The sequence below is a fragment of the Cyclobacterium sp. L-R genome (assembly GCF_056859355.1).
Genome location: NZ_JBSXOH010000080.1, coordinates 15,742 through 39,839 on the forward strand (window position 1 = coordinate 15,742; position 24,098 = coordinate 39,839).

Annotated in this window: 21 protein-coding genes; 16 read left to right on the forward strand and 5 right to left on the reverse strand. The window is 39.3% G+C overall.

What is annotated here, in order from left to right; translation table 11 throughout:
• Positions 1–93 precede the first annotated feature (93 nt).
• The 3 genes from AC13EX_RS14785 to AC13EX_RS14795 are packed head-to-tail and all read left to right on the forward strand — an operon-like array spanning position 94 to position 3,201.
• On the forward strand, positions 94–1,128 hold the full coding sequence (locus AC13EX_RS14785) for a PorP/SprF family type IX secretion system membrane protein (protein WP_482893310.1): 1,035 nt from the start codon (positions 94–96) through the stop codon (positions 1,126–1,128).
• A 12-nt stretch (positions 1,129–1,140) separates the two neighbouring features.
• Positions 1,141–2,370, forward strand: coding sequence for a M48 family metallopeptidase (locus AC13EX_RS14790; protein ID WP_482893274.1), 1,230 nt, complete (start codon positions 1,141–1,143; stop codon positions 2,368–2,370).
• A gap of 45 nt (positions 2,371–2,415) precedes the next feature.
• Positions 2,416–3,201, forward strand: a complete 786-nt coding sequence (locus tag AC13EX_RS14795; protein WP_482893275.1) for a phytanoyl-CoA dioxygenase family protein — start codon at positions 2,416–2,418, stop codon at positions 3,199–3,201.
• Between the two features lie 135 nt (positions 3,202–3,336).
• Here the strand turns inward: AC13EX_RS14795 and AC13EX_RS14800 are convergent, their stop codons facing one another.
• The 5 genes from AC13EX_RS14800 to AC13EX_RS14820 form a co-directional block, all read right to left on the reverse strand.
• Complete coding sequence (locus AC13EX_RS14800) at positions 3,337–4,137, reverse strand: hypothetical protein (protein WP_482893276.1); 801 nt, start codon at positions 4,135–4,137, stop codon at positions 3,337–3,339.
• Positions 4,138–4,261: 124 nt separating this feature from the next.
• Positions 4,262–5,074: a metallophosphoesterase gene (locus AC13EX_RS14805; RefSeq protein ID WP_482893277.1), complete on the reverse strand. Its 813-nt coding sequence runs from the start codon at positions 5,072–5,074 to the stop codon at positions 4,262–4,264.
• A gap of 125 nt (positions 5,075–5,199) precedes the next feature.
• The gene (locus tag AC13EX_RS14810; RefSeq protein WP_482893278.1) at positions 5,200–6,108 is read right to left on the reverse strand and encodes a TIGR01777 family oxidoreductase; all 909 of its coding nucleotides are present in this window, start codon (positions 6,106–6,108) and stop codon (positions 5,200–5,202) included.
• A 179-nt stretch (positions 6,109–6,287) separates the two neighbouring features.
• The gene (locus AC13EX_RS14815) at positions 6,288–7,349 is read right to left on the reverse strand and encodes an NAD(P)H-dependent glycerol-3-phosphate dehydrogenase (RefSeq protein ID WP_048644519.1); all 1,062 of its coding nucleotides are present in this window, start codon (positions 7,347–7,349) and stop codon (positions 6,288–6,290) included.
• On the reverse strand, positions 7,327–9,021 hold the full coding sequence (locus tag AC13EX_RS14820; RefSeq protein ID WP_482893279.1) for a 1-acyl-sn-glycerol-3-phosphate acyltransferase: 1,695 nt from the start codon (positions 9,019–9,021) through the stop codon (positions 7,327–7,329). Before AC13EX_RS14820 ends, AC13EX_RS14815 begins: the two co-directional genes overlap by 23 nt.
• A 119-nt stretch (positions 9,022–9,140) precedes the next feature.
• Here AC13EX_RS14820 and AC13EX_RS14825 point away from each other — a divergent pair, with 119 nt between their 5' ends.
• The 13 genes from AC13EX_RS14825 (at position 9,141) to ftsA (ending at position 24,073) form a co-directional block, all read left to right on the forward strand.
• Complete coding sequence (locus tag AC13EX_RS14825) at positions 9,141–10,115, forward strand: polyprenyl synthetase family protein (RefSeq protein WP_048644517.1); 975 nt, start codon at positions 9,141–9,143, stop codon at positions 10,113–10,115.
• Between the two features lie 328 nt (positions 10,116–10,443).
• The gene (mraZ, locus tag AC13EX_RS14830) at positions 10,444–10,893 is read left to right on the forward strand and encodes a division/cell wall cluster transcriptional repressor MraZ (protein WP_482893280.1); all 450 of its coding nucleotides are present in this window, start codon (positions 10,444–10,446) and stop codon (positions 10,891–10,893) included.
• A complete protein-coding gene (rsmH, locus tag AC13EX_RS14835; RefSeq protein ID WP_482893281.1) occupies positions 10,886–11,791 on the forward strand; it encodes a 16S rRNA (cytosine(1402)-N(4))-methyltransferase RsmH in 906 nt (301 codons plus the stop codon). The genes mraZ and rsmH overlap by 8 nt, the downstream gene beginning before the upstream one ends.
• A 2-nt stretch (positions 11,792–11,793) precedes the next feature.
• On the forward strand, positions 11,794–12,180 hold the full coding sequence (locus AC13EX_RS14840; protein ID WP_482893282.1) for an FtsL-like putative cell division protein: 387 nt from the start codon (positions 11,794–11,796) through the stop codon (positions 12,178–12,180).
• The gene (locus AC13EX_RS14845) at positions 12,177–14,285 is read left to right on the forward strand and encodes a penicillin-binding protein (RefSeq protein ID WP_482893283.1); all 2,109 of its coding nucleotides are present in this window, start codon (positions 12,177–12,179) and stop codon (positions 14,283–14,285) included. Before AC13EX_RS14840 ends, AC13EX_RS14845 begins: the two co-directional genes overlap by 4 nt.
• Entirely contained in the window at positions 14,282–15,748 is a 1,467-nt protein-coding gene (locus AC13EX_RS14850; RefSeq protein WP_482893284.1) for a UDP-N-acetylmuramoyl-L-alanyl-D-glutamate--2,6-diaminopimelate ligase, read from the forward strand. Before AC13EX_RS14845 ends, AC13EX_RS14850 begins: the two co-directional genes overlap by 4 nt.
• A 1-nt stretch (position 15,749) precedes the next feature.
• Complete coding sequence (mraY, locus tag AC13EX_RS14855; RefSeq protein ID WP_048642343.1) at positions 15,750–16,961, forward strand: phospho-N-acetylmuramoyl-pentapeptide-transferase; 1,212 nt, start codon at positions 15,750–15,752, stop codon at positions 16,959–16,961.
• The gene (gene murD, locus AC13EX_RS14860; RefSeq protein ID WP_482893285.1) at positions 16,962–18,308 is read left to right on the forward strand and encodes a UDP-N-acetylmuramoyl-L-alanine--D-glutamate ligase; all 1,347 of its coding nucleotides are present in this window, start codon (positions 16,962–16,964) and stop codon (positions 18,306–18,308) included.
• Entirely contained in the window at positions 18,308–19,477 is a 1,170-nt protein-coding gene (locus AC13EX_RS14865) for an FtsW/RodA/SpoVE family cell cycle protein (RefSeq protein WP_339715902.1), read from the forward strand. Before murD ends, AC13EX_RS14865 begins: the two co-directional genes overlap by 1 nt.
• A 4-nt stretch (positions 19,478–19,481) precedes the next feature.
• Entirely contained in the window at positions 19,482–20,594 is a 1,113-nt protein-coding gene (gene murG, locus AC13EX_RS14870; protein ID WP_482893286.1) for an undecaprenyldiphospho-muramoylpentapeptide beta-N-acetylglucosaminyltransferase, read from the forward strand.
• The gene (gene murC / locus AC13EX_RS14875) at positions 20,591–21,991 is read left to right on the forward strand and encodes a UDP-N-acetylmuramate--L-alanine ligase (RefSeq protein ID WP_482893287.1); all 1,401 of its coding nucleotides are present in this window, start codon (positions 20,591–20,593) and stop codon (positions 21,989–21,991) included. Before murG ends, murC begins: the two co-directional genes overlap by 4 nt.
• Complete coding sequence (locus AC13EX_RS14880; protein WP_048642339.1) at positions 21,981–22,745, forward strand: cell division protein FtsQ/DivIB; 765 nt, start codon at positions 21,981–21,983, stop codon at positions 22,743–22,745. Before murC ends, AC13EX_RS14880 begins: the two co-directional genes overlap by 11 nt.
• An 11-nt stretch (positions 22,746–22,756) precedes the next feature.
• On the forward strand, positions 22,757–24,073 hold the full coding sequence (ftsA, locus tag AC13EX_RS14885; RefSeq protein WP_048642338.1) for a cell division protein FtsA: 1,317 nt from the start codon (positions 22,757–22,759) through the stop codon (positions 24,071–24,073).
• Positions 24,074–24,098: the final 25 nt, after the last annotated feature.

The window sequence follows — 24,098 nt, forward strand, 5'->3', positions numbered from 1 at the left end:
ATTAGGCGCAACTTTGCATACAGTTTACAATTGCTATACGTTTATAAACTGTTTGGTATTCAATAAACGAATAAATCTTTGTTTCAGGCACAAATAAATACAGTTTTTTTAACCATAGTGCTATTGACCACTGGATTTCATGCCTATGGTCAGGATCCTCAATATAGCCAATACTATGCTGCTCCACTCTACCTTAACCCTGCCTTTGCAGGTGCAGAACTTGCTACCAGAGTTGGTGTGAATTACCGGAACCAATGGCCGGGGCTGGAAGCCAATTTCTCTACTTTCTCTGCTTATGGAGACACCTATGTGGAAGATTACAACCTAGGTGTTGGCTTTTTGGTTACAAATGACACAGAAGGAGTTTCAGGGCTGCAGTCTACCCATATTTCCGGTATTTTATCTTATGAGCTTAAACTAGCAGACAACTTGTATTTCAAACCAGGTTTTCAGGCAAGCTATATGCGCCGGGACGTAGGCTTTTATGAAAACCTCGTCTTTGCCAATCAAATAAACCCTGCCGACCCATTTGGCCCTATTCTACCTGGAAATGACATCCCTGGACTTGGCGATCCGGTAAATTTTTTCTCAGTTTCGTTTGGAGGGCTTGTATTTACTGATAATTTTTGGTTTGGTCTTTCTACCCACCATATAAATCAACCCAATCAAAGTTTTTTGGACGAGAGTTTCAGCCGATTACCTGTTAAGTACTCCATTCACACCGGCTACCGAATTTCATTAGGAAGAGGCTCGCCTAGAAATGATTTTACACATACCTACAAAGAGAGGTATTTTACCCCAACCATCAATTATAAACGACAGGGCCCATTTGAGCAACTTGACCTTGGTGGGTACTTTTATTTTGAACCAATTGTGCTTGGCTTTTGGTATAGAGGACTTCCATATAAGCCTGTAGAAAAACAAAGCAACAGGGATGCTGTAGTTCTAATGGTCGGATTTAATTTGCCTACAGGGCTAAATATTGGGTATAGCTTTGACTATACTGTATCTAAGCTAGGCATTCAGTCCGGTGGTGCACATGAAATCAGTCTTTCCTATATTTTCCCTCCAAAAAACCCTGGCGCTCCAAGAAAAAGAGACACCATTCTGCCATGTCCTAAATTTTAATAATTTTGTACCATGGACCAAGAGACAATCAAGTACCTACTGCTTCTGGTAGTAAGTTTTAATTATGTATTTGAAAAAATCATAAACTACCTCAATGTCAACAAAAAAACCGAGGCAATACCCTCTACCCTTCTAGGCTACCTTGATGCTGACAAATTAAAAGAAGCCAAAGCCTATCAGAAAGCAGGCTACCAATTTGGCTTGATTACGGGCACCCTTACATTTGTAATTACCTTATTATTGATCGGGTTTGGCCTATTCGGATGGTTGGACGAGTGGCTCAGGCAGTACATTCAAAACCCAATATTACTCACACTTTGTTATTTTGGAATTGTTTTCATAGGCTCAGATATCTTTTCTATTCCATTTGACTATTACCAAACATTTAAAATAGAAAATGACTTTGGCTTCAATACCAGTTCCGTAAAAACATTTTTCATGGATAAGTTAAAGGGCTATCTCCTTTCCATCATTATTGGAGGGGGCTTACTTGCAACTCTACTTTGGCTCATCCTTGAATTGGGTCAGGATTTCTGGTGGATTTTCTGGATCGTAGCCTCTCTATTTATGCTTTTGGCCAACTTATTTTATACCGGCTTGATTCTGCCTTTATTCAATAAACTTACTCCATTAGAAGATGGTGAATTGAAAGAGGCCATTACTTCTTACTCCAACTCAGTGGGCTTCTCATTGAAAAATGTATTTGTAATGGATGGCAGTAAACGTTCTTCAAAAGCCAACGCATTTTTTTCCGGTTTTGGCAAAAGAAAGAAAGTAGTGCTTTTCGACACTTTAATAGCCCAGCATAAGCAGGAAGAACTGGTAGCCGTATTGGCCCATGAAATCGGTCATTATAAAAAAGGTCATATAAAATCCGGACTGGTGGCAGGAGTTATTCAAGCAGGATTAATTCTTTATATCCTCTCACTATTTGTATTCAGCGAACCTTTGAGTTTGGCACTTGGGGGGAGTCAAATGGCAGTACACCTCAATATTATTGGTTTTTCCATGTTATTTACGCCTATATCTATGATTATAGGAATTGGAATGAATTATTTGAGTCGGAAAAATGAATTTGAGGCAGATAATTTTGCGAAAACCACTTACAGCGGTCCTCCCCTTGCTACTGCATTGAAAACCCTTTCGGTAAAAACACTTTCAGACATCCATCCACACCCTCTATATGTGTTTATCAATTATTCACACCCTCCACTATTGAAAAGATTGGAGAAACTTGAATAAATATTGCTTTGATTGATTCGTAAAACCAATAAAACCCAAAAGACTATGAATGAACATCTCCAAAAAATGGGCGTTTCTTCAGATTTGCTTTCGAAAGAGGAACAACAATTTTTAAGAAAAAACGGATACCTTAACCTTGGTAAGTTACTTTCAGATGAGAGCCTACATAATATAAGGCTTCGTATAAACGAAATACTTGAAGAAGAGGGTGAAAATGCCGGGTCGGAATTGATGCAATCTCCCAGTATCCGGCATCCAAAGGAGTCAGGAGCCACAAGATTAGGTGACCTGGTAAACAAAGGCGCTGCCTTTGACATCTTCTATACTCAGCCCAAAGTATTGGCAGCCATCAGCCTGGTTCTTGGTGACCAGTTCAAGCTTTCTTCACTCAATTATAGAGCAGCACTCCCTGGTGCAGGCTTACAAAAACTACATGTGGATTGGCCCGAATCCATTCAAAACATGAATTATATGGTTTGTAATTCGATCTGGTTATTGGATGACTTTTATAAGGAAAATGGTGCAACCAGAGTAGTTCCAGGCACTCATTTACAATCCAAATTACCCGCCGAGGCCATGAATGACCCAATGAATTCACATCCCGATGAGAAAATAATAGTAGCAGAAGCAGGTTCTGTAGTCATTTTCAATTCCCACACCTGGCACGGCGGCACCACCAACCATACCTCCCAACCAAGAAGGGCAATCCATAGTTATTTTTGTAAAAGAGATCAAGTCCAACAAACCAACCAAAGCCAATTTATAAAGAAAAACACGCTTGATCGAATTTCAGTTGATGCCGCTTACGTTTTAGGGCTAGAAGAAACTTAGTGAGGTAATTTGAGTTTATCGTGATTTTTCGAAGAAAAGCTACCCTAAGCTAAATACGGAAAAAACTTATTGATAAAAAATTTAAGACTAGAAAGGTCCAGCTGCACAATTAAGCTTCCTTTGGGATAGTTATTTCTATACATTAACGTACATAGCAGCGATCATTATCTTCTCAGAGTCAGTTTCTAGTGGATAAACACCTAAAGGACTTGGACTAGGTAAGCCCTTGACAATTATTTTTCCTCCCATTAATAAATCAAATGAATGTTCAGGATTTTGCCTAAATGGAATTAAAACATTGCTATCAAATTGCTGTGCGGTTTGATTATTTTCAAGAACTACTTCAGTTGGTCCACTAAATTGAATGCCAGAATCACTAGCAATGGAAATGTCCGTTAAGGGAAGTCCCCTATAATTTATTATATGATATTGCCATTGGATTGATCTTGAATTGAAGTTGATATTAAAATGAACAATTCTCCCAGCATCTAAAGTTGCTATTAAGTCTTTCAAACTGACACGTACCATCCCTATTGCAGAAGCATCTAGATCACTCTCAAATATAGGGTGAAGAACAGTCATTTCATTTTCGGTATGGTTCAATTTATCATCACTTGAATACTTTAACAAGCCTAAGCCGTCTATAGGAAAGTCAGTATAAGTAGTGAAGGAAGTATCCTTGCTAAGAATGTCAAAATCAAAGAACTCAATCCCAGTTTCAAGAACTATTGTCTTTAAATAGTCTACCAATGGAAAGGGAGATCCGGCAAATAAATCCATGCCGCCCTTCCTTCCATTTACTACAAAATTCAACCTTTCAAAGGATTGGTTGGAAGAAACGGAAGGATTAAAATATAGGTCAGGCTCCTCTCCTCCATTAAAATAGGCATGATTGACATCTATTTTAAAAACAAGCTGGTATTGGGTTGTGCTCATAGTGGCCTTTCTTGATTAAATAGATGAATACTCCTTAAATATCAATAAGATGGGGAAATTGACACCCCCTCTTATTCTTATATGGTCTCTTATTTGATTGATTAACCTTTTTTACTGCAAATCTTTACTTTTCCTCCGGGAGGTTTAAAGGAACGAATTGATGTTGAATAGTGTCGGAAGAAACATCCCAAAGCCTAAATCCATAAGGTCTTTCGTCGAAATTCTTACTGGTAGTTTCACCACTTACAAACTGAATGTTTTCATAATTGTTAACCAACAATTTATGCGTATGTCCAGACAAATACGCCAAAACATTATTGCTTTTAAACAAATCTAAAATCCATTTGCGTTTAACTGGAGGTATATTGTAATATTTCTCTTCTTCCTCCGGATTATCCAGGAAAATAGGATAGTGCCCAATAACGAATATGGGAAGCTCTTTAGCTTCCTGAATTTTAAGGGTCTCTTCAAACCATTGGTCCTGTTTAGCTGATTCATCCCCTATATCGACTTTCCATAATTGGGTATTGGTCACAATAAACGAATATCCTTTGTTTTGAAAATCGAAATAATCCTTCCCTATGGTTTTTCTGTAAAAACTTAGTGTTGTATCATTGGGCACGTTTCCAACATCATGATTTCCGGGTGCCAAATGGCAGGGCACTTTTAGTGTCTCCATAATTTCCAGAAAATCTGAATAGGAACTGTCAGTTGCATTGTGAACCAGATCACCGCAGATTACGGCGAAGTCAGGATTGAGCTCATTTATCTGTACAATTGCCTGCTTGAATGTCATAATGTCATGCTCATAACCACCCATTCCTAGCTGTGTATCACACAACTGTACAAAACTAAAGGGCTGCTGCTCTTTTTCAACACAAGAAAAACATAAAGCAAGTAGCCCAACAATAACGAGGGTATTCAAACGCAAAATCATCCGGTTAAATTTAATGGAAAAAACTGTTCAGACCAACGGCTTAGCAGCACAAACAAATATAACCAAAAGAATTAACTGAACCCTCTGCATAATAGAGAACATTTCCATGTTCCAAGCTCTTCTAGTTACAACAAGTCGTTTAGTGCTTTTTCTAGTTCTGGAAATTTAAAAATAAAACCTTCGGATTGAAGTTTTTCTGATTTGACATACCTCCCATAAAGGGCGAGTTCGGGATCTGTTTTGAAAATCAATTTCGCTCCAAGCCTAACCATAAATTCAGGTGCTGATAATCCGATTGGCAGGCCTAGCTTTTTCCGCAATAGCTTCATAAATTCAGTATTGGACACTGGGTTTGGAGCGCTTGCGATATACATTCCTGTATATTTTTCATTAGAAATTGATTGGTAAATCAATTCGTTCATATCATACTCATGAATCCAACTCATCCCCTGCTTGCCAGTTCCAACTTTCCCTCCTAATCCCAACATGGCAATCTGCTTTAGACTTTTTAATGCACCACCATTTCTACCAATAACAAAGCTTGTACGTAGCCTAACACCTCTTATATTCTTTGGTAATGCATGTAAAAAAGCCTTTTCCCAAGCTTTACCAACAAACGGGGCCAGTCCATACCCTGTGGATGAAGATTCTGTGCACACCTGAGAAGGTGGATCACCATAGATATGTGCCGTGGACATTTGTACCCAAACCTTAGGTGGGTGTTCAGTTTTTCTAATTGCCTCTCCGATAATTTTTGTAGAATCTACTCTTGACCTAAGAATCACATCACAGTTTTCCGGAGTTTTGATGCAGTCAACAGTTTTACCTGTCAGATTTACAATTGCCTTGGCATTGTTTAAGTCCTCAACCCATTCCTCCAACGAAACGGCATCCCATTCTCGAAATTCATGTTTAATAGATGGATCAGGTTTATGCCTAGCAATTAAAATAGGGACTAATCCTTTTTCTTTTAAATGATTTGCAAGACTTAAGCCTATAAATCCAGTTCCTCCAAAAATTAACACCTTACTCATACCTAGCTGTTTTTATCAAATACATCCATCATTCTAAAACCGTGGTCATCTTATTAAGCCCTGAATCCATCAACTCACACAATCTCCTAATACCACTTCCCTTTTTTATCCCTACTAATAGCCATAAAGAACAGTTGGTCAAATCCTTGAATCGATTTAAAAAACGAGCAACAAAGTCACTAATCAAAAAAATCGATATCGGTATAGATTGGGAACTTCATCAAGTATTGAAGGGCTGCCTCCACTTTTAAATCTTCAAACAAGACCTTATAAAGGTTTTCTGTGATGGGGGCTCGTAAATCTGTAGACTCTAAAAACAACTTTATCAATTTAACAGTATTTACCCCCTCAGCCACTTCTTCCATATCTGCCACTATATCGGTAAGTTTTTCTCCTTTGGCCAGCCTAAATCCCAAAGTGTAATTTCTAGAGAGTGTGGAATTACAGGTGGTCACAAGGTCTCCTACGCCTGCTAGTCCTAAAAAGGATTTGGTGCTACCTCCCATGGCTTTGCCTAGGTAAACCAGTTCTACCATTCCCCTTGAGATCAAAAGACCTTTGGCATTGTCGCCAAGTCCAAGTCCTGACAAGGCACCAGAGGCAATGGCTATGATATTTTTCAACACGCCTGAAAGCTCAACACCGATAATGTCAGAATTTCCATAAACTTGAAAATTATCGGAACGCAAAAGCTGCTGTCCTTCTCGAATTACCTCATTGTACCTACTTGCGATCACTGTGGCCCCAGGTTGGTTTTCTAAAAGCTCCTTGGCCAAATTTGGGCCTGCCAAGCATCCTATTCTTTCCACTACCGTTTCTTCCATGATCACTTCGCTCATGGTACAAATATTTTTACGTCTTATTTTTTTGATATTCCCCAGATCCTTACCCTCTGGCAGATTGAGAGACAGTCCTTTGGTCCCATGAATTAAAAAATGATAAGGATGTAGATAGGGAGCAAACCTTATCATTACTTCTCGAAACGCGGATGAGGGGATCATTGGAAACATGACATTGCAAGAATCACATACCATCTCCGGATCAGTGGTCGCCCTTATACTTGGGGCCAACTTTCGGTTTTTGACCATATGGGTTTTATTGATGGCTTCGACTACCGCTTCATCCCTAGCATATACCAACACATTGTTTTTTTCAGCCAGTAAATTGGAAATAGCCGTTCCGAAACTACCGATCCCAATTACCCCAATCGGTTTATTTTCAGATGATTTTCTCCAATTCATATCCATCAAGTCTGTTATGATAATAATACAATAATCTTATGTCTTCGGTTACGATATTTCCTTCCTCATTTCTTTTGAGCGGTCTTTTGGCATGGTACATCCCTACATTTTGCAGGCCATGTTGTATGATCTCCTCAAGCCCCACATTCAGGTGTGGGGCCATGTGGACAGCTCCTTCCTCTCTTAGTTGATGAATCCTAGCCAAAACCTGCCCACAGGCTTCTTTGAAGGTTTCATAAGGCAAGTAAAGATCCTCTTCTGGAAGTCTAAGCAAGCTAAAAAGATCCAATTTATTGTTCTCCTTTTTGAGTAACCTGAACGCTGTATAGGCAACCAGGTGACTGCTAAATACTCTATTGATTTTGTGGAACTCCTCCACGATTCTTTTGCCCAACTTTTTACTGTATTCCTCCTCTCGCTGCAAATCTACATTTACTTTGCCATCTACCATAAAGTAATCCTTGCAATCAATGCTTCTCCCATGGGCATCCCTACTTTTCCCTTCTGAGTCCACATAATTACCCATGATATCCATGGCCTTGCCAATGGACACAGAAATGTCAGACCCTTTAGTGAAAAATTTCACTAAAAATTTTGAGATTTTATAAGAAGTAGAGAATTCGTCAGACTCACTGTAATAGCGTTCTTGTCCGGTATGGTTTAAGTGTTCCTTAATTAAGCTTGGTGCTTCGAGTACAAAATGGTAATTGATAGTTACCGGAACGATAAACACCTTACCAAATTCCTTGTTTCCAGATTGAAAATTGGCCCTTTGTGCTTCAATGGCTGTACTTAACAAGCCAAGTTTTAGCTTGGACTCTATGCTTCCACTACGGGAACGTGTACCTCCCGGGAAAAAAAGGCTGTGGCAACCAAACTGAATAGCTTCTCTGGAGTAGGTCTTTAGTGTTTCTAAATAAACCTGATTTTTTTTTCGCCTATCCACTTTATAAGCACCCAAGGCATTCATAAAATAAGCGAAAATCTGAATATTAAATAGGTTTAGTCCTGCCCCATAAATAAAAGGGGGTAAACCCAAAGTACTTATGGTCCAGCCTATCAGTATACTGTCCAAATTACTAAAATGAGTTGGCACCATCACGATGGTTCCTTTGGAGGCCAAATCCCTTATCTGATCGGTTTCACCAATAATTTGAATTTTATCCTGAAGCCTGTATTGGTTACTGAAAATAGACCTGAATCCTTTAACCCTAGAAGTATTTAGCAATCGAGAAAAGCCAAAGGATACAATCCTTCGTGTCATCTTGTAATGACTGTGTTTAAAATTACTCGCTATTTCCTCAGCATACCTTCGGGTAATTCTTGTTAAAACTTCAAAGTATTGTTGTTTCTTTTTTTCATCATCTATTTGCTGGTCCGCATCCATTTCCAATAGTGATGTTTTTACAGCGGCCCAAAAGTTCTTCTCATCATCAGGGTCAACCACCCATGGATTTTGTTTGATCCGCATTCTCTCTCTAAAGAGGGTGATTTCCAACTCCTCCTTAAGCGCCTGTAACTGATTGCCAGTAAGCCCTTTAATATTGTCAACACTCGACTCCACCACCTGTTGAATAAATTCTTTACGGCTCTTACTTAGCTTTACCACAGGCCATTCATCCTTCTTGGGAAGGATTGGCTCATACTGGTGTTTGATATAGTCGTCGGTCAAGTTTATGTAGTTTAGTTGATCAAAGATAACCAAAAATAAAATTCATTAAACAGAATTATCAATTGGGTGGTTTTGTCAATGGTGGAATAGATTGTATTATTGCACCATCTAAAGCTCAAATGAACCAAGATTTAAAGCAGATACAGGCCCCGATAGCCACTGAGATGGCTGATTTCGAAAAGAAGTTCCGCTCTTTTATGCAGAGCAAGGTGAAATTATTGGACCATATTACCCAATATATTGTCCGTAGAAAAGGAAAGCAAATGCGTCCGATGTTTGTCTTTTTAACTGCAGGAGTAAGTGGCAATATTTCAGAATCAACCTACAGAGGAGCGGCTTTAATAGAATTATTGCACACGGCCACACTCGTGCATGATGATGTGGTGGATGATGCCAACTACAGGCGGGGATTTTTCTCTATCAATGCCCTGTGGAAGAATAAAATTGCTGTCCTCGTGGGAGATTATTTACTCTCCAGAGGCCTGCTACTTAGTGTGGACAATGGTGATTTTGAACTACTTAAAATCGTTTCCAATGCCGTACAGGAAATGAGCGAAGGTGAACTTTTACAAATCTCCAAGGCCCGTAAACTGGACATTACCGAAGAAGTGTATTATACAATTATCCGACAAAAAACAGCAAGCCTGATAGCTTCATGCTGTGCTGTAGGAGCTGCTACCGCTGGATCCAGTGAGGAAAATATTGAGAAAATGAGACTCTTTGGCGAAAAAGTGGGAATGGCCTTTCAAATCAAAGATGACCTTTTTGATTATGGAGAAGACGTTGTCGGTAAACCTGTAGGGATTGATATCAAAGAGAAAAAAATGACACTTCCACTCATCTATGCACTCCAAAATGCAAGCTGGGTAGATAGGAAAAAAATCATTTTTAAGATCCGGAATAAAAGTGAGAATAAAGGCACCATCAATGAAATTATAGATTTTGTTAAAAAATCTGGTGGACTGGAATACGCTCAAAAAATAATGAACAATTATTACCAAGAAGCATTATCCTTACTAGAAAACTTCCCGGAATCCCCTTTTAAAAATTCTTTGGAAACCTTGGTAACTTACACCATCGAAAGAAAAAAATAGCCTTAAATCCTACATTAATAGGCAAACACTGGGAATTTAAGGGAATTTTCCCCACTAATACAACACACCAGATATTCAACTTTTTTTTAGGGCAAGTACACCCCCAAAATCTGGCTTTAAACTCATAAAATCGTATATTTACTGATGATTACCTGCTGATTCATAGCCCGTTGTAAGCCCTGCAGCCATCCGTTTATTTTTTTAAAAATAATTGTGATTCTAGTTAGATTTGGATACTTTTATAGCAATGTGGTAAAAAGTGGGGCAAAGTGGTAAAAAGTGTTTAGCTATTTACTACTTTTGTAATCAGTAAGCAGGAAGAACAGGTATGGCATCATTCACCGGTGAATTTGAGTGTAAATTGGATGCCAAGGGCAGGTTGGTATTGCCTTCAAAAATGAAGGCGTTATTACCTGAATCCTTGGGTCAGGAAATGATGCTGCGCAAAGGTTTGGAGCCATGTCTGGAATTGATACCGATGGTTGAAGTTAAAAAAGACCATAGCAAATTGGCCAGCCTAGATGATACAGATGATGATGTAAGGTTTTTCAAAAGGTCCTTTTTCAGGAGGGAATCCCCAGTAGATTTAGATGCTACTGGCAGGTTTGTGATTAGCAAAACCATGCTACGTCATGCCCAATTAGAAAGAGAAGTCATTGTGATAGGTATAGGTACAAAAATTGAAATTTGGAACCCGGAATGCTATGAAGCATTCATGAGTAAAGAAGAAAAAAGATTCAGTGATTTAAACAAAAAATTCTTAGGTAAAAGTGCATAATATAGCCTACCATATTCCCGTAATGCTCGAAGAGTGCCTGTCAGGTTTAAATATAGACCCTAACGGCACCTATATCGATTTGACCTTTGGAGGAGGTGGGCACTCTCGTGAAATTCTAAAAAAATTAGACAAGGGACACTTGTATGGTTTTGATCAGGACCCTGATGCAGAGAAAAATGCCCCTGACGATGAAAAATTCACTTTCGTCATGGCCAATTTCCGGGATTTACGCAGATACCTGAAGATATACGGTGTAGAAAAAGTAGATGGCATCCTTGCCGATTTAGGCGTTTCTTCACACCAGATTGACGAGCCTTCAAGAGGCTTTTCTACTAGATTTGAAGGAAAGCTGGACATGCGAATGAGTCAATCAGGAGATGTTTCTGCAGCTACTATATTGAACACTTACGAAGAAGAAGCGCTCCATAAGATTTTTGGTATTTATGGAGAAATAAGGAATGCCAAAACCCTAGCAAGAGCCATCGTCTCTACCAGGGCTAACATCCCTTTTGAATCCATTCCAGATTTCAAAAATCTTCTTGACAAATATGCGCCACGAGGCAAATATGCAAAATATAGTGCCCAGGTATTTCAAGCGCTAAGAATCGAAGTAAATCAGGAAATGGCTGCTTTAGAAGAAATGCTGGAGCAAAGTACCAAGTTGTTGAAAAGTGAAGGAAGGTTGGTAATAATGAGCTACCATTCACTTGAAGACCGAATGGTCAAAAACATTATGACCAAGGGCAAACTTCATGGTGAGCTTGAAAAAGATTTTTATGGCAATCCGATCCGACCACTAGAACCTATAAGCAGAAAGCCCATAGTTGCAAACCAGGAAGAGATAGAAACAAATAAGAGAGCAAGAAGTGCCAAGTTGAGGATTGCAAAAAAACTTTGATCATGGGAGTAAACACATTTAAAAATAAAAAACCGATCAAATCATCCCGGGATCAAAAAAAATCCAGGTTTAATCCATTTGCTTTCATAGAGCGAAAAATGGATGTAAGCGCACTTTTAGGCGAGAATGTGCCAATCAAATTGGTTCTCCCTCTTTTGTACGCTTCATTTTTAGCCATGGTATACATATGGAGCAACTATAAGGCTGAAAATACAATTAGAAAAATCGACACGCTTCAACAGGAGGTGGAAGATCTGCGTGCAGATGTAACCACCCTAGAAGCAGAATACATGTATGCAAGTAAGCAATCTGAAGTAGCAAAAAAAATTCAGCCTTTGGGCATCATTGAAATAGAGGAACCCCCACAGAAAATAGTATTGGAAAAGTGAATATAAAAAAATCCATATTGCTCCGTGTAAGGCTTTCCTTTTTGGCAGTAACCCTTATTGCCTGTTCTATTTTTTATAGAATAGGCTTTATTCAAATGGTTGATGGTGATAGATGGCGCCAATTATCCGAAGACATTAACCTACAATACCGACCAGTAAAAGCTACCAGAGGAAACATCTATGGTACAGATGGAAGCCTATTGGCTACAAGTCTACCTTTTTATAGAGTAGCCATAGACCCTTCTATTGATAAGAGTCCTTATTGGAAAGCTAGTGTGGATTCACTATCTCAAAACCTTGCTAATTTTTATAAAGATAGATCTGCCAACGCATACAAAAGGATGATTCTGGACGCCAGAAATCAAGAGAAGAAATACTTAATATTAAATAGGAGACAAATTAATTATCAAGAAAAAATGATAATGTCTCAATGGCCCATCTTCAAAAAAGGAAGAATGGGAGGTGGTGTGATTTTCGAGAAAATTGATAAAAGATATCGCCCATTTAAAAATTTAGCAGGAAGAACAGTCGGTTTTTTAAATGAGGACCAATATGGTGCAGGTTTGGAATACAGCTTTAATGAATACCTGCAGGGAAGAAATGGTGAAGCCTTATTTCAGAAAATCGTGGGAGGTAGCTGGAAGCCCTTGCACGATGCTGATGACATCAAACCTACCGATGGATTTGACATCGTCACTACATTGGATGTTAACATACAAGATGTAGCTGAATCTGTTTTATTAAGGCAATTGATCAACAAAGATGCAGCTTTTGGATCAGTGATTGTGATGGAGGTAGCGACAGGTCATATCAAAGCTATTGCTAATCTAGAAAAAAACAAGAACTCCTATGGCTACGGTGAATACTATAATTATGCCGTGGGTGAACAAGGCTTGACAGAACCTGGATCTACTTTCAAATTGCTCTCCATGATGGCATTACTTGAAGAAGGTAAGATCAATTTAAATGACAGTATAGATACTGGAAACGGAAGTTATAAATTTTATGACAGGTACATGAGGGATGCCAAACATGGAGGTTATGGCATGCTTTCTATTCGGGATGTTTTCGAAAAATCCTCAAATGTCGGCATCTCAAAATTAGTAGATGAACATTTTGGTCACCAACCTCAGCGATTCATCGATTACATTGAAAAAGCGAAGCTAGACAAACCTCTAGGATTTCAGTTAAAAGGTGAAGGCATTCCTTACTTCAAGCATCCTGATGACAAAAACTGGTATGGCACAACTTTACCATGGATGTCCATTGGTTATGAATTAAAGATTACTCCATTACAAACATTGGCCTTTTACAATGCCATCGCAAATGGAGGCACCATGGTGAAGCCAATGATTGTACAGCAAATCTCAAGAGGAAATACCATCGAGGAAAGGTTCAAAACAGAAACTTTAGTAAAAAACATTGCTTCTACAAAAACTATCCGCCAACTCCAGGATTTGCTTCAAGGAGTAGTAGAAAAAGGTACTGCCAGAAATATCTCTACCGATACCTATGCTATTGCTGGTAAAACAGGTACTGCTCAAAAATTAATTAACGGGAAATACACACAGAAGTATTATACCTCTTTCGCAGGATACTTTCCAGCGGATCAACCGAAATACAGTGCCATAGTGGTAATTGATAGCCCCAAAGGATTCAATGCCTATGGTGGGGATATCTCAGCTCCTGTATTTAAAGAGATTGCTGATAAAATTTATGCCCAGGACATGAGCATACAACGGAAAGAAACAGAGAAAAGTGAATTTCAACGTGTCAATAACGATGAGTTCCCTTACATAAGAGCGGGAAAAGCTGAAGAGTTGCAAATGATATGTAATAGCATGGGCATCTCCAATCATTATGCAGGCAATGAAACATGGGTTCAATCCAGGGTTTCCAATAAATCCATACAGTGGGTAGGAAATGCTGTTGAAAAACCTGTGGTGCCAGATGTTACGGGCATGACCTTAAGAGATGCCATTTATATATTAGAGAACAAAGGATTTAGAGTGGAATTCTCAGGATCTGGAAGGGTAAGTTCCCAATCCTTATCTAAAGGAACAAGCTATAAAAATGAACAAATCATTAAATTATCTTTGAGTTGAGCCAACAGTTAAAGGACATATTGTACAAAGTTTCATTGGTTTCTACCAAAGGAAATATGGAGGTAGAAATCAGTCAACTGACATTTGACAGTAGAGAAGTCAATGAAGGTGCTGTGTTTATTGCCATTGCTGGCACCCAAGTGGATGGACACGCTTATATTGAGAAAGCCATAACTAAAGGTGCTATGGCGATAGTATGTGAACATTTACCAGAAGAACTGGTAGAAGGGATCACCTACGTTCAGGTAGTAAACGCTCCTAAAGCTATGGGATTGATGGCCGCCAATTTTTACGGGAATCCATCAGAAAAAATTAAGATTGTTGCGGTAACAGGTACAAATGGAAAAACCACCACCGTAACCTTATTGCATCAATTGTATACAGAACTGGGTTATTCCACAGGGCTATTATCGACAGTAGAAAATAAAATCAAGGAGGAAATAATTCCTGCAAGTCATACTACCCCTGATTCCATTTCAATTAATAAACTACTGGTCAAGATGCTTGAAGCAGGCTGTACCCATTGTTTTATGGAAGCCAGTTCTCATGCCATAATCCAAGAAAGAACGGCAGGATTGAAATTTACAGGGGCTCTGTTTACAAATTTATCTCATGATCATTTGGATTATCATGGTGACTTTGACCATTACATAAAGGCGAAGAAAAAATTGTTTGACGAATTGCCCAAAGAGGCTTTTGCATTGGTCAATGCTGATGACAAAAGGGGCCTTGTAATGCTTCAGAACACCAAAGCCAAACACTACACCTTTGCCTTAAAGTATCCTGCAGACTTTAAGGCCCGAATTATCGACAACTCCATACAAGGTCTTGAGATGGACCTTGGTGGGAAATCCGTATGGTTCAGACTTACTGGAGAATTCAATGCTTACAACCTTCTTGGTGTATTGGGCATTGCCCAACTCCTAGGGGAGAATGAGGAAGAAGTATTGAGACAGTTATCACTGCTAAAAGGAGCAGAAGGGAGATTTGACATTCTGGTTCAAGGTGGTATCACTGCCATAATCGATTATGCCCATACCCCTGATGCTTTGGAAAACGTTTTAAAAACCATCCAAAAACTTCGTACCGGAACAGAAACTTTGGTTACTGTGGTAGGCTGCGGTGGCAACAGAGACAAAACCAAACGGCCCATGATGGCTAAAATTGCCTGTAAGTTCAGCAATAAGGTCATTCTAACATCTGACAATCCAAGAGACGAGGACCCTATATCCATCATTAAGGATATGGAAGAAGGTCTCAGCCCAATAGACCAAAGGAAAATCATTTCAATGGAGGATAGAAAATCTGCAATAACTACAGCTTGCCACCTTTGCAAACCGGGTGACATTGTACTTATCGCAGGCAAAGGCCATGAGAAATACCAAGAAATAAAAGGAGTAAAACACCCTTTTGATGACAAAAAAATAGTAAGTGAACTTTTAAAGCTATTATCTAAGGATTAAGATGCTGTACCACCTTTTTGACTATATCGACCAAACATTTGATTTCCCTGGAGCTGGAGTATTTAAGTATATTTCCTTCAGGGCAGGCATGGCTTCCTTGTTTTCCTTATTGATCACTATCACTTTGGGTAAAACCATTATCGATTGGATCAGAAAAAAATCTATTGGAGAAACTGTAAGAGAATTAGGCCTTCAGGGACAAGTGGAGAAAAAAGGCACTCCTACAATGGGCGGTGTAATGATCATGGCTGCAATAGTAATCCCTACCCTGCTTTTTGCTAATATTTATAATATTTACATCATTCTTTTGCTAGTAACCACACTATGGTTGGGTGCCATCGGCTTTTTGGATGATTACATTAAAGTGTTCAGAAAGAATAAAGAAGGGTTAGCTGGAAAATTTAAAATTGTTGGTCAAGTTGGGATTGGTATCATCGTCGGAACCACCCTTTACTTCCATGAAGATGTAGTAGTAAGAGAATTTCACGATAGCGTATCCATTGAAGAAGGATTGGTGGCTACCCCCACCTTTGAGGATGTAAAGTCCATGAAAACAACGATTCCCTTCCTCAAAAACAATGAGCTTAATTATGATGTTGTTTTTGGTTTTTTAGGGGAAAACTTCACCCCTTTTCTCTATATACTATTGGTAATATTTGTAGTTACTGCTGTTTCTAATGGGGCCAATATTACAGATGGAATTGATGGGCTTGCGGCAGGAACTTCCGCAATCATTGGCCTAACTATTGCCATTTATGCCTACATCAGCGGGAACGTCATTTTCTCCCAATATTTAAATGTAATGTTTATCCCTAACTCAGGTGAGTTGGTGATTTTCTGCTCGGCTTTTGTGGGAGCTTGCGTTGGGTTTTTATGGTACAATTCCTACCCTGCTCAAGTGTTTATGGGAGACACAGGGAGTTTGATGATAGGTGGAGTAATCGCCGTACTATCCCTTACCCTAAGGAAAGAATTATTGCTCCCCATTTTATGTGGGATTTTCTTAATCGAACTGCTGTCTGTCATTTTTCAGGTAAGCTATTTTAAGTACACCAAGAAAAAATACGGTGAAGGAAGAAGGATATTCCTGATGTCTCCTCTACACCACCATTATCAGAAAAAAAATATTCCAGAAGCAAAAATTACAGTACGCTTTTGGATTTTAGGAATCTTGTTTGCCATTATGGCCTTGGCAACATTAAAATTAAGGTAAATGCAGAAGACTGTAATTTTAGGATCCGGAGAAAGTGGCTTTGGCGCTGCTTTGTTAGCCCATAAGCATGGGCATAGGGTTTTTGTGTCTGATGCGGGAAAGATTAATGAGAAGAGAAAAAGCATTTTCCTAGATAAAAACATTGCATTTGAAGAAGGGCAACACAGTTTACCGCTTCTTTTGGATGCTCAAACCATCATAAAATCACCTGGGATTTCATTTGAAGCTCCACTGGTTGTACAATTATTAGAAGCTGGAATAGAAGTCATAGATGAGTTAGAATTTGCCAACAGGTTTTCTAAAGGAAAGGTAATCGCAATCACCGGAACAAATGGAAAAACCACCACTACCTTACTGATTTACCACTTGATGAAAAGTGCAGGAATGGATGTGGGCCTAGGTGGAAATGTAGGTCAAAGTTGGGCTTTACAGTTGGTAGAGAAGGATTACAGCTGGTGGATTTTGGAGGTTAGCAGTTTCCAAATCGAAGGATTTGTAGATTTAAAACCAAAAATCGCGGTTTTATTAAACATTACCCCAGATCATTTGGATCGGTATCATTATGAGCTCGAGAAATATGCCGCAGCCAAAATGAAACTTACTGATAACATGAATGAAGAAGACTGTTTGGTCTTCCACGAATCTGATCTGAACATCATAAAGGCCATGGTAGGAATGAAAGGCAAACCTACCCTTGCCCCTATAGCACTGAATAAACAAGCTATAACAAGAGCTTATGTTTATAATAAAGAACTAAATCTTGAATTGGCAGATGGAGACTGGAGTTGGCCGATAAGTGAAATGGTCCTACAAGGGGAACATAATTTAATTAACTCTCTTGCTGCCACCTTAGCTACTGCATTGGCTGGAGTTCCTACAAGCGAAGTAGGCCCTGCACTTAAAAGCTTTGTAAATGCAGCCCATAGAATGGAACATGTAGCAGATGTCAATAACATCAAGTTTATCAATGACAGTAAAGGCACCAATGTAGATGCAACAGCCTTTGCGCTTAGTGCTTTTAAGGAACCGTTGATTTGGATAGCTGGAGGAGTGGATAAAGGGAATGATTACAGTTTACTGTATGACAAAGTAATAGATCATGTCAAGTTGCTCATTTGCTTAGGTAAGGAAAATGAAAAATTGAAAATGGCTTTCTCAGGAAAAATCCCAGTCATTCTAACTACGGAAGACATTAAGGAAGCCGTACAATTAGCATTAGCACATGGAAAGCCGGGAGATGTGGCATTATTATCCCCTGCTTGCGCAAGTTTTGATTTATTCAAAAACTACGAAGACAGAGGAGATCAATTCAAAGAGGCTGTAATAAGTTTAAAGGATATAAATTAATGACAAAAGTAAAAATCTGGCTGGAAGACAATTTAAAAGGCGACCTAATTATTTGGGGAATAGTCCTTCTATTGTCGCTTATCAGTATCCTGGCTGTTTATTCAGCCACAGGTTCTCTTGCTTACAGAAAAATGGGTGGCAACACTGAAATTTATCTATTTAAGCACAGTGCTTTGATCCTTGCCAGTTTGGTTGTAATGTGGGCAGTTCATAATATTCCCTACAAATACTTTTCCAAACTAAGTCTATTTGCACTTTGGGTAAGTGTGCCTTTACTTATGATCACCTACCTGTTTGGATCTACTATCAATGAAGCCAATAGGTGGCTGACTGTCCCAATTATAAACCAGGCTTTCCAACCTTCTGATTTGGCTAAGCTAGCACTTATATCTGCAGTAGCAGGCATGCTGGCAAAAAGGCAAAGGAAGATTACAGATATTAAAGGAACATTTATACCCATTATTATCTGGATTGGAATTATCTGCTTGTTGATTGCCATGGCAAATATGTCCACGGCAGTCATGCTACTTGCGACCTGCTTGTTACTTATGTTTATTGGTCGAGTGCCTTTAAAATACCTATTGGTGGTAGGCATGGTAGGAGCATTGGTACTTTCTACCGCCATATTGATGGGGCAAAGGGGCGGCGTTTTCTTTGCAAGAATTGAAAAGTTTTTTGACGATGATCCTGCTGCAATCTCTTTTCAGGCCAAGCACTCCTATATCGCTATTGCTACAGGAGGCATTACTGGAAAAGGCCCGGGAAATAGTGAACAAAGGAATATTCTTCCTCACCCCTATTCCGATTTCATTTTTGCGATCATTGTAGAAGAATATGGTATGATCGGCGGAGGATTTGTTTTATTTCTCTACCTGGCATTACTCTACCGAGGCATGCGGGTGGTCGCAATATCCACCCGACCTTTTGGCGGCTTATTATCAGCAGGATTAAGTTTTTCGCTGGTAATACAAGCCATGATAAATATGGGCGTAGCCGTTGGAATGGTTCCCATCACAGGACTACCCTTACCCATGGTAAGTATGGGGGGAACCTCCCTAATATTCACTGGAATATCCTTGGGAATTATTTTAAGTATTAGTAGAGGGGATCATGAAGATGCCTTTGTAAATGAACAAAAATCAATCAATAGAAAAGTTAAAGTAGCTTAATAAATTGAATAATACTGGAGAAACATATCGAATCATTATTAGTGGTGGAGGCACTGGTGGACATATCTACCCTGCCATTGCTATCGCTAAAGCTTGGAACGAAAAGTATCCAGAAAGTGAAGTGCTTTTTGTAGGTGCTGAAGGTAAAATGGAAATGCAAAAGGTTCCTGAAGCCGGCTACAAAATAGAAGGATTAAAAATTGCAGGATTACAAAGAAAACTTACACTTGAAAATTTAAGCTTTCCTTTTAAGTTGCTGGACAGCCTCCAAAAAGCCAAAAAATTGATCAAAAATTTTGACCCACACTTGGTGGTTGGTGTCGGAGGATACGCGAGTGGACCAGTCCTATTTGCTGCTCAGCGTAGAGGTTTGCCAACTTTAATACAAGAACAAAACAGCTATGCTGGTTTGACAAATAAATTATTGGCAAAAAATGCAAATGCCATCTGTGTGGCTTATCCTGACATGGATCGTTATTTTCCGGGAGCTAAAATCAAGTACACCGGTAACCCGGTAAGAAAGGACATTCTCTCGATTGAAGATAAAAAAGCTATGGCTTTGTCCCATTTTGGACTTGACCCTAAAGCCCCAGTAATCCTCTCCATCGGAGGAAGCTTGGGAGCCAAAACACTCAATCAGGCTCTTCTCCACACAATGGCAGATTTTGAGTCTAAAGGGTACCAGGTTTTGTGGCAAACAGGAAAGTTCTATTATGAGAAGACCATCGCGCAAGTAAAAGCATCTGCTGTCAAAGGGATTTACCCTTTGGAATTTATCAAAGACATGGACCTTGCCTATGCAGCAGCAGATATAGTAATATCCCGCTCCGGAGCATTATCGGTTTCGGAATTAAGCCTAATAGGAAAACCGGTGATCTTTATTCCTTCTCCAAATGTGGCCGAAGACCACCAAACTAAAAATGCCATGGCCTATGTTTCGCAAAAAGCGGCATTGATACTTAAAGATGGGGAAGCCATAGAAAAATTAGGACCCATGGTACATTCCTTGCTTACTGACCAGGCTAAACGAAATGAATTGTCATTGGCAATTAAAAAGTTGGCCAAGCCTGAGGCGGCGAAGGATATTGTAAAAGTAATGGAAGAATTGATACAATGAATTTAAAAAACTTACATAGCGTCTATTTTCTAGGTATAGGTGGCATTGGCATGAGTGCCATCGCCAGATGGTTCAATCATATTGGTGTTCCAGTATATGGATATGACAAAACGCCTTCACCACTGACCGAAGCCCTCGAGTCAGAAGGAATGCAAATAAGTTATGTGGATGAGAGTAGCCACATTCCTGAGCCATTTAAGAATTCCGGGTCGGACAAATTAATCGTATGGACCCCTGCCGTACCTCAGACTAGTGTTTTGTACAAGTATTTTGAAGCAAATGATTTTGCTATCAAAAAAAGGGCCGCAGTATTGGGGTTAATTACCCGAAACATGGAGTCTGTTGCAATAGCAGGCACGCACGGTAAAACCACTACTTCTTCCATGGTAGCTCATTTGCTAAAACATGCAGGACACAATACCGCTGCGTTTTTAGGAGGCCTTACCCAAAATTATAAAAACAACCTTATCCTTCATGATGAAGGAAGTACTGAGGCCCCTGTGGTGGTGGTAGAAGCCGATGAATTTGATCGTTCTTTTCTCCACTTACACCCAGACTTGAGCATAGTTACCAGCATAGATCCTGATCATTTGGATATTTACGGAGACGCCGAACAATTAATATCGGGTTTTGCTGCATTCATTAAGCTCACCAATCCAAAAGGAAAATTGATTATTCATCAAAACGCCTATGAGAAGGTCAGGAACAAGGAAATTGGGAGCTCAAAAATTTACCAGTATGGCTTAAACTCTGGGAATATTCATGCTGACAACATCAAGGTTGGCACCAACTCATTTTCCTTTGACTATGTAGCAGAGGATCAGCGAATCGATGGTTTAGTATTAGAAGTTCCCGGCTTCCACAATATAGAAAACGCGCTGGCTGCAGTGGCTGTAGCCGTTCATTATGGGCTTTCAAAAGAGGCAATAATAGATGGAATAGCCACCTATAAAGGTGTAAAGAGAAGATTTGAAAAAATATACAATAGTGAGCGCACAACCTACATTGACGATTATGCGCATCACCCAGAGGAGATCAAGGCCTTTTTACAATCGGTAAAGGCCATGTATCCTGCCAAGAAAATTACCGCGGTATTTCAGCCTCATTTATTTACGCGTACAAGAGATTTTGCCAGCGGCTTTTCAGAAAGCTTGTCCTTGGCTGATTCGGTTATTTTGCTAGACATATACCCTGCTCGAGAGCAGCCTATAGCTGGTATTACTTCCGAGATGTTGCTTCCTAAAATCACTAGTACAAATAAATGGGTGGTTTCAAAAGATGAATTATTGTCCCATTTGGATCAACATACACCAGAGGTTTTAGTGACTATTGGTGCTGGAGATATTGATCGTTTGGTAAAACCAATTGAAAAATGGATAAAAGAGAATGAAAAATAAGGGATGGAAACTTAAAAAATCATTCCTAATGATCGTTTTAGGAATGACATTGGTTGGCTTTATTGCTTTTACAGAGCATAAGACGGAGAACCGTGCGCTTACCGAACTTGAGGTCCATGTAGAGGGGGTGAGTGATGTATACTTTGTTGATGAAAAAGAAGTAACGGAATTATTGACAAATGCATTCCCGGGATTGCTTAGCAATACCTCAAGGGAAAAAGTCTCTATCCATGCTGTAGAAAAAAAAGTAGAAGCACATCCCTTTGTAAAAAAAGCAGAAGTGTTCGAAGATTTAAAGGGAACATTAATGGTGAAAGTTAATCAGCATGTACCAATAGCAAGAATAGTACGACCAATGGCGGCAGATGGGTATATCAGTTCCACTGGAAAAATACTTCCCACCTCATCCAATTACACCACTAGGGTTTTAATCCTAACTGGTAGTAAGGCTGAGGCTTTATTGAAGGAAAACGACCTTTCAATATCCAATGCTCCCTTGTTGGAGTTAATCGAGTACATCAATTCAAATCCTTTCTGGACGGCTCAAATTAGCGCCCTAGAATTACTTAGAAATGGAGACATCAACATGTACCAACAAGTTGGGAAACAGGTAATTGAATTTGGTAAGCCTGAAAATATTGAAATGAAGTTTAGAAAAATAAAAACCTATTATAAGAAAATCCTTCCACAAAAAGGATGGAACACTTATGATCGGGTAAATGTAAAATACAAGGATCAAATTATTTGTGAATAATTGTTAGCGCTATGGAAAACGAAAAACTCATTGTAGGACTGGATATTGGCACCACGAAAATATGTGCCATTATAGGTCGAAAGAACGAATATGGAAAACTAGAGGTGTTGGGTATGGGTAAAGCAGTATCTGATGGAGTAATCAGAGGCATCGTTACCAATATTGACAAAACTGTTAATGCAATTACTAAAGCAGTAAATGAAGCTTCAGAAATGTCAAATGTAGATATTGGAGAAGTAATTGTAGGTATAGCTGGCCAGCATATACGCAGCTCCATCCACCATGGTGTAATTATCAGAAACCCAAAAGAAGATGAAATCACTGTAGAGGACGTACGTAGGTTATCCAATGATATGGAAAACATTGTCGTTCCTCCAGGAAATAGCATTATTCACGTAATGCCTCAAGATTATACGGTAGATTATGAGGAAGGCATCCGGGATCCTGTGGGAATGTCTGGCGCTAGAATGGAAGCAGATTTCCACATCATTACCGCCCAATCAGCTGCTATAAACAATATTGATCGTTGTGTAAAACGTGCTAGCCTACAATCCAAAGCTTTGATCCTTGAGCCTTTGGCAAGTTCTTTATCTGTTCTAAGTGATATGGATAAAGAAGCTGGCGTCTGCTTGGTAGATATTGGTGGTGGAACTACCGATGTCGCTATATTTTACGACAACATTATTCGACATACCGCTGTAATTCCCTTTGGAGGAAACATCATTACTGCAGATATTAAAGAAGGTTGCATGGTTATGCAGCATCAGGCAGAACTATTGAAAACAAAATTTGGAAAGGCCATAGCAGAAGAAGCTAATCCAAATGAAATAGTATCTATTCCTGGTTTGCGTAATCGTCCACCGAAAGAGATCTCTGTTAAGAATCTTGCTTCCATCATTCAAGCAAGGATGGAAGAAATAATAGAAATGGTGCAATCTGAAATAGCAACGAGCGGGGTATACAAAAAACTCGCCGGTGGTATTGTTTTGACAGGTGGTGGTTCTTTGCTCCACGGAGTAGGCCCGCTTTTTGAATACATAACTGGACTAGATACCAGAATAGGCTACCCTAATGAACATTTAGGAAAATCTAAAGTCGACGATGTCAAAAGCCCAATGTATGCAACCACTGTAGGACTGGTTCTAGCTGGTTTTAGAGGTCTGGATGATAGAGAAGACAATTACAGGCAAAAAGAAAGTCAAAAAAGTCCTGTAGAGAAAAAGGGGTTCCGAATGGACCAGAGTGGAAGTGATATCTTCGGCTCAATAACAAAAAAATTAAAAAGATTCATTACTGACGATATCGGAGACGACTCCGAAAACTATTGATATCAGAGGTAAATAGAAAAAAAGA

Coding starts and splice junctions, on each gene's coding strand:
- AC13EX_RS14865 (WP_339715902.1), top strand. CDS start 18,308: ATGACAAAAGTAAAAATCTGGCTGGAAGACAATTTAAAAGGCGACCTA.
- AC13EX_RS14805 (WP_482893277.1), bottom strand. CDS start 5,074: ATGATTTTGCGTTTGAATACCCTCGTTATTGTTGGGCTACTTGCTTTA.
- AC13EX_RS14795 (WP_482893275.1), top strand. CDS start 2,416: ATGAATGAACATCTCCAAAAAATGGGCGTTTCTTCAGATTTGCTTTCG.
- AC13EX_RS14810 (WP_482893278.1), bottom strand. CDS start 6,108: ATGAGTAAGGTGTTAATTTTTGGAGGAACTGGATTTATAGGCTTAAGT.
- murD (WP_482893285.1), top strand. CDS start 16,962: ATGCAGAAGACTGTAATTTTAGGATCCGGAGAAAGTGGCTTTGGCGCT.
- mraY (WP_048642343.1), top strand. CDS start 15,750: ATGCTGTACCACCTTTTTGACTATATCGACCAAACATTTGATTTCCCT.
- ftsA (WP_048642338.1), top strand. CDS start 22,757: ATGGAAAACGAAAAACTCATTGTAGGACTGGATATTGGCACCACGAAA.
- AC13EX_RS14790 (WP_482893274.1), top strand. CDS start 1,141: ATGGACCAAGAGACAATCAAGTACCTACTGCTTCTGGTAGTAAGTTTT.
- AC13EX_RS14800 (WP_482893276.1), bottom strand. CDS start 4,137: ATGAGCACAACCCAATACCAGCTTGTTTTTAAAATAGATGTCAATCAT.
- murC (WP_482893287.1), top strand. CDS start 20,591: ATGAATTTAAAAAACTTACATAGCGTCTATTTTCTAGGTATAGGTGGC.
- mraZ (WP_482893280.1), top strand. CDS start 10,444: ATGGCATCATTCACCGGTGAATTTGAGTGTAAATTGGATGCCAAGGGC.
- AC13EX_RS14880 (WP_048642339.1), top strand. CDS start 21,981: ATGAAAAATAAGGGATGGAAACTTAAAAAATCATTCCTAATGATCGTT.
- AC13EX_RS14815 (WP_048644519.1), bottom strand. CDS start 7,349: ATGAATTGGAGAAAATCATCTGAAAATAAACCGATTGGGGTAATTGGG.
- AC13EX_RS14840 (WP_482893282.1), top strand. CDS start 11,794: ATGGGAGTAAACACATTTAAAAATAAAAAACCGATCAAATCATCCCGG.
- AC13EX_RS14825 (WP_048644517.1), top strand. CDS start 9,141: ATGAACCAAGATTTAAAGCAGATACAGGCCCCGATAGCCACTGAGATG.